The following is a 6827-nucleotide window of genomic DNA, read 5'->3' as shown; positions in this document are numbered from 1 at the left end:
TTCCTGGGAGGCTATCCTTAATTGCTTCCCATTGGTCATCCCTTAAATCATACAACTTTCAACTCCTTTTCTTATTATTAGAAGTTCAGTATATCATAAAAAAAATTAAATGTCGACACTACCTAGTCTTAACACTTCAATGACCGGTGTATTCGGGAGTGGTATGGCGCTTCTAAGTTGCTGATTCATCTGTGATGATTCAGGGTCAGCAAAAGTTTCGCCGTCCCAGACAGTGCCGATAGTGCCTTGACTGTTTCCTATGCTGTGTACGCCTATACCATCTGCTGAATTATTGAGGCCGAGATTTTGAGTCGATAACGGAAATTCAAATAAACTGTCGTTTACGATTGGATTGTTTGGCTGTCCAAGGTATGGGAGAACGACGTGTAGAGCTGATACCTCGACTTTCCAGTTATTTCCGCTTGTGTCTTGAACTATTGCATATTGGTGTAAACCATCATTGTCGGTAAAATTTACATTCCCACTTGTTGAAAAATCCCAAATAATTGCATTTGTTGCCAAGGCTTGGCCTGCGTATAAAGTCGAGGCTAAAAGGCTCGCTGCTATAATTGATAGTTTTTTCATATATATTCTCCTTATTAAAAATGATTTTTCTGCTTATTGAGACTTATTCTCGCTAATAGAAATATCTGCTCGAATAAGAACAAAGTATATTTGCTCTTGCTTTTTATAATGCAGAAAGCGTGCCATGAAATATATAAAGCAAAAACAATGCGTTATAGATATATTGTGTGAAATTGATTGTATAGTTGTTATTCAAAATGACACATTGTTTGTAATGTAAACAATTTTTGGGAGGGGGATGGGGTGATTGCCGCGTCAGTTTTTCATCCCTGCGGAAGCAGGGATCCACTGATAACAAGGGGTTGAGTCTACTTTTATTGAGAGATTTTGTGGACACCTGCCTTCCCCCTACGCTATCCGTCTTTGCTATGCTTCGACGCGATAATGGCTTCGGCGGACAAGTCGCGGGTCTGACAAGAGTAGTGCGTCACCCTGAACTCGTTTCAGGGTCTAAAAAACTCAGCATGACACATCAATACCTGAACAGCCCTTAATACCGTGACGTTGTTTTCACTTTAATGGCAGGGTTTTGTTTCATCTCTCGCTCCATCGGTTCTGCATAGATGCCAGGCACGTACTGCGCAACAAAGTTCTCTTGAACACCCATAATGTGTGGTAGATTGCGTAAGGAGAAAACATGACCTTCACCCTCAAATTCAACATGTGTCACAGATTTTCCCCATTTTTTAGCTTCTCTTGCAAAGTTGCTTGCTTGGCTTGGCAGGCAGTTATCATCTGCGGATCCGGTGATTAAAAGGAGAGGTTTTGTCATGTTGGGAATAAAAGTGGCAGGAGACTGAGATTTGAGCTTTTCTTTTGCCTCATCAGATTGTTCAGGAATCAGTGGGTTTGCTCCAAATTGACGCGCTTCAAATCCAACATTGTGAATGGTTGTTTGATCTGCGGTTGCTTGAAAATCATCAATCAGGTCGTAGGTTCCATTTTGAGCAATGCCACATTGAAAGTAATCAGGATATTTTGTAAGAAGAGAGGCCGTTGCAAAGGCTCCATAACTATGGCCAATAGCAACAATTCTATGAGGGGCAATAATGTTCTTCAATTTCAAGAAATCCAGCCCATCAATGAGATCATCGGTCATTTTGCCATGCCAATCACCCCAAGAACTTTTTAAGAAGGATGATCCAAAGCCTTTAGATCCCCTAAAATTAATGCGAACAACTGCAAATCCTCTTGACGACCAAAAGAGAGCCTCTTCATTTAGGTTAAATTGATCTCGATAATTTGGTCCTCCATGGACCACTAAAACTGTTGGCAAATCATGATATTGATGGGTATGTTGCGGAAAAGTGATATAGGCTTGGATATTAAGGCCGTCTCTTGCTTTAAAAGTAAAGGCTTTTGTTTTTTTGCTTAACTTTCCCTTTGTGACTGGACTTATGGGCAGAGGATGCGCTTGTGTGAAGATCGGGTCGATCTGCGGTTTCTGAGATTGTTGAGGTTTTGTTAAAATGAGATATCTTGTTTCATTTTGGGGTTTTCTGACTTTGAAAACCAAAGGATCTGTAATATCGACATTTGCATAAAAACGCTCTAAGAATTTTTGAGAAGTGGACTTCTTAAAAGCAGATCGTAAAGGGTAGGGTAGAAATTGACCATTGGCTGATCTTATATGCATTTCTTCTTGGTCATAGCAAGTTAGATAGGCTTTCACTTGATCGGTTTTTTGATCCATGGTTACATCGATAACATCAGATTTGAGGCTTTGTTCTTCCTCGTAAGATAAAAGATGTCTCTCAGAATTGTCTTTTAATGATTTTAAAATAGGAACTCTTTTATCAGTAAAGCGCCCATCAAAAAGTATAAGGTGCCCGGCCTTATATAATTTCGCAGAAAGATTTCTCTTTTCGGTAGCCGTCATGATGAATTTAACCTCTGGGTGACCTTTCTCATCTAGCTGTTTTGCTATATAAGCATCAGGTGACTGACAGATTAAAGTTGAGATATTTCCATTTTCATCTAAAACGAGATCAGTAATAAGTTCAGTAAGAGTATTAAGAATTGTAGTTTGACCCGTACAGAGATTATAAGAGCAAATGTAGATGTGTCCGTCTTCTTTTTTATTTTTGAGTGCCTCATCTAAAAGGTGAACATAATGGAAGAAGACAACCTCATCGGAGAGCCTATTCATTGTGTTAGGATAGATAGCAAGTGTAAAAAATGGCTCCTGACGTTTTGTGCCAAATTGTTCTCTGAATTCTTGTAATTTGTTTTTCAAGTTTCTTAGATTAAGAGCCCCAGGTGTCATCCCTTTTGTGTGTAAATTTTTTAATTGGGACGTGGCATCTGCCAAGGCTGCTAATATTCCAGCTTGAAAATGAGAAATTGCATCTGTCAGTGAATCTAACTCTTCTAGGTGTAGGCATATGTTCAGAGGCACTGATTCAATATGTTCAAGAAGCGTTCTTTTGATCGTTTGAACAAGTTCACAATCGTGTGACAAGGAGAGTTTTAATTGATGATGGTTTAAGTCTTCAGCCGCAGATTGCTTTTCTAGTAAGGTTTCTATAAAGCTAATTCTGTCACGGATTCTTTGTATGAACAGAGACACTATTTTTTGAGTGCGCTGATCATGTGTGTGCGTGTTTCTAAGGACTGAGTCAAGTTCTAAAAAAGCTTCTTTGTAATGGTGAAAAGCTTCTTTGTAATGATGATTTGGATAAATCTCCCGCATTTCTTTTTTTAACTTAGTGATTTCATCTTCAATGGCTTTGGATTCTTCAGTTTTTGATTCAGGATCTTGTGCTTCTAAAGCTCTGATTTGTTCTTCAAGCTTTGCTATTTTTTCTCCTTTTTCTTTTAAGATTTGCTCATTTTGATTGTCAAAATAAGATGTGACTTTTTGACAATCACCTGTAGTCAAATTCCAGGACCAAAATGCATTTCTTGTTACGTCTTCTGGAGCATCAGGATGAGTAACGATTTCAAAAAGCAAAAAATTTGGATTTATTTGGCGACCTAATAAATCAATCATATGGATAGATTCATTGCTCTTTAAGACAAGATTAAATGTTTTCAGAAGTGTTTTGCTTGCTAAATCATAAAGTTCGATTCTGTGTTCTTTTTGATTGTAGATAACATAACAAGAATGATCATGGGTGAGAGCAAATGGATTGTTAAGTGGTTGTGGGTGTGATCCAGAGAGATAAGCGGTCAGATCTGCATTTATTTCATCACGGCGCAAAATACCGTGCGCATCCATCAGGCGAGCATGCTTTTCTTTTTGAACATAAAAAGCGCCCAGTACTTTATATTCCTGGAGGTGTAAATGAAGATCATTTGGAGTCTGATGGAACCCAAATCTTTGATTCAGAGAAAGAGCTTCATAGATCGGAGATACAGATAAAATAAACGGGTTAATACGAGCTTTAGGATGAGAAATAATAAGGGCCATGGTTATATCTTCTAAAAATAATCGAAATATTGTTGAAATGTAAATGAAACATGATGGAAAGTCAAGGAAAGTGTGGGATCCAATCAGTGCGTCATTGCAGTCAAGGTCATGTAATGCGTTGATAAAGGTTTTGTAAGAGCAATCTATAGATACTATCATCGTCTCTAACTGTGATTTTGTAGAAGAGAATCGTCATTCAGAGCCACCTCCTTAAGAGGTGGCGTGGAATCTCATTTCATTTACCACTGAGTGCAATTTTTTTGTGAGACTGCAGAGACTCCACGGGCTCTCTTGGGAGAGCCCTCTGAGTGACGATATTTTATCAAATGAGGCTTCACAATGATGGATGAAAATCGTCCTTAATACCGTGACGTTGTTTTCACTTTAATGGCAGGGTTTTGTTTCATCTCTCGCTCCATCGGTTCTGCATAGATGCCAGGCACGTACTGCGCAACAAAGTTCTCTTGAACACCCATGAGGTGGGGATAATTATCAAGTGAGAAGCTATGGCCTTCGTCCTTGAATTCAACATGCGTCACTGATTTGCCCCATTTTTTTGCTTCTCTTGCAAAGTTAGCTGATTGTTTTGGTAGGCAAGTATCATCTTTTGATCCGCTGATTAAAAGCAGAGGCTTTGTCATGTGCGGAATGTAAGTCGTTGTCGATTGTGCTTTCAGCTTTGCTTCTTCTTCCTCATATCGATCTGTGATGCGTAAGTCTGCTCCAAATTGCATTGTCCAGTCTTCAGGCTTGAAAATGGTCTTTTTATCCATAATGTCTTTGAAATCAGTCACAAGATCAAAAGGACCATTGATTGCAACACCACACTGGAAATAATCTGGATATTTTGTGAGCAAGGATGTGGTTGCAAAAGCGCCATAGCTTGTACCCGCTGCGATGATGCGTCCTTTATCAATAATGCCTTTCTTTTTCAAATGATCCAGTCCGTCAATGAGATCGTCCGTCATTTTGCCATGCCAATCGCCCCATGCTGATTTGAGGAACTCTTTGCCAAAAGTTTTTGAGCCACGGAAGTTAATTTGCACAACCGCACAGCCGCGTGATGCCCAGAATTCAACTTGTGGGTTTGGCTCAAGCTTATCCCTTGACATTGGACCGCCATGAATCAACAGAACAGTTGGCAGATTTTCATGTGTCTCTATGTTTTGAGGCAATGTGAGATAGGCTTGAATCTCTAGTCCATCACGCGCTTTGAAGGTAAATGGTTCTGTTTTTGCAAACTTTGATTTTGTGAGTGGGTTGAGGCCTGATGATCTTTTTTGTGATCCGATTTCTGAGAGTTTGAACTCAGTTGTTTCAGGATCGATGGTAAGGACGACATTCTTAATAGAATTCTCTGTTTGATAGCTAAAACCAAAAGCCGTTCTTAGGCTGAAATTTGCGCCTGTTTGCTCTCTCATATTTTTCAAAAGCTGTAGACCATAAGTGATGCGTGATGGATCCATCATATCTTCGTCAGAGAAGCTTTCATAAGTTCCCTCTGGCGTTCTGAGATGGAGGCGTGACTTATCATAATAGGATTCATAAGCAAAAACTTCTTTTGTTTTTGGGTTAACAAGGGCACCTAGCACATCAGATTTAAGGCTGGCTTCTTCCTTTTCAGGTAAAAGAGGCATTTCCATATTACGGGTCAAAGATCTCAGAACAGGTGTTTTTTTATCTGTGAAGCGCGCATCCATGAGCAATACGTGATCCTCATCATATGAGAAAGGTTTAACATACCGATGTTCTTCAGCGGAAAGGCTAAACTTTGCTTCAGGAAGACCTTTTTTATCAACCTTATAGGCTTTGAATTCTTTATTAAGATTGGAAGAAATATTTGAAACCTTAAGATCTCGACCAAGAGCCATCTCAGAGGCAAAGACTCCAAAAATATTCATGATTCGGGTTTTGCCTGAGACAAGATTATAGGCGCAAACCTTTGTGGTTAAATCACCTGTTATATTCTTTGTTACATCGTCAAGAGCATAGTCGCTGTAAAAGTAAATAACCTCATCAGTAGGCTGCTGCATATCCATTGGATAGTCAGCTAAATCGTAGAATTCAGGTCCAAGATTTTTGCCAAAATGTGTTTTTAATAGGTCAATTTCTCTTCGAATGGGTGAATTTTGTGCTGCAGGGTTGTGTTTAGACATTTCAACAAGAATTTGTGATAAGTCTAATAATGGCTTATACATCTCTCTGAGTATTTTGGGCGCGATGTTCAATGTGTCGAGGAGTTCTTGCTTCTGGCGGCAAGTATTTGTTTCTCCGATCATCATACGAATTGCATGAAGCATATTTAGGTCACGGTTGAGAGCTAATGTTTTGTTATTTGGATAACCAGTTGTGATGCTAGCGCCTGGGTTTCTAGCGGTATTAGCGAGCATTTGCTCTCTGTCTTGAATGGCCTGTTGGAGATCACTTAATAATCTTGTCAGTTCAGAGGCTGCTACAAAATGGCCTGTATCAAGGTAATCTTTTATTTGTTTTTCAACCAGTCTAAGATGATCGATATAAGAAGGTGTTGGAAAAGCTTTTTCAATATCCGTTTTAAGGCTTTGGATGTCGGTGTTATACTCATCTATCTGCGCTTGTAGTTGTGCAAGTCGTGCTTTTTTCTCAGCGGCGATTAGGGCTTTTTGCTCATCGTGATGCGTTGTGATTTTGCGTCTTTCACCCGTCTCTAAATTTAAAGACCAGAGATTGACAGACTGAACCTTGTGCTTGCTTGTTGTATGTGAATCAATTGTGCTGACTGTGATGACGAGGTAGTTTGGATTAAAGAGAGAGACAAGGTGGAGATTCCCTTCCTGTCCAATATCAATAC

General features: G+C 39.4%; 3 protein-coding genes. All 3 read right to left on the bottom strand.

Annotated features, from left to right (window positions below):
• Positions 1-105 precede the first annotated feature (105 nt).
• Positions 106-585: a hypothetical protein gene (locus KBF71_08590; protein MBP9878369.1), complete on the bottom strand. Its 480-nt coding sequence runs from the start codon at positions 583-585 to the stop codon at positions 106-108.
• A 490-nt stretch (positions 586-1075) separates the two neighbouring features.
• Positions 1076-3997, bottom strand: a complete 2922-nt coding sequence (locus KBF71_08585) for an alpha/beta fold hydrolase (protein ID MBP9878368.1) — start codon at positions 3995-3997, stop codon at positions 1076-1078.
• A gap of 359 nt (positions 3998-4356) precedes the next feature.
• The coding region (locus tag KBF71_08580; protein ID MBP9878367.1) for a S9 family peptidase at positions 4357-6827 on the bottom strand (2471 nt) is incomplete at its 5' end.

This window comes from Alphaproteobacteria bacterium, from assembly GCA_018063245.1.
In the GTDB taxonomy this organism is placed as follows: Bacteria; Pseudomonadota; Alphaproteobacteria; order JAGPBS01; family JAGPBS01; genus JAGPBS01.
The sequence above is the reverse complement of the archived record's forward strand: the minus strand, read 5'-3'. Positions and strand labels throughout refer to the sequence as shown.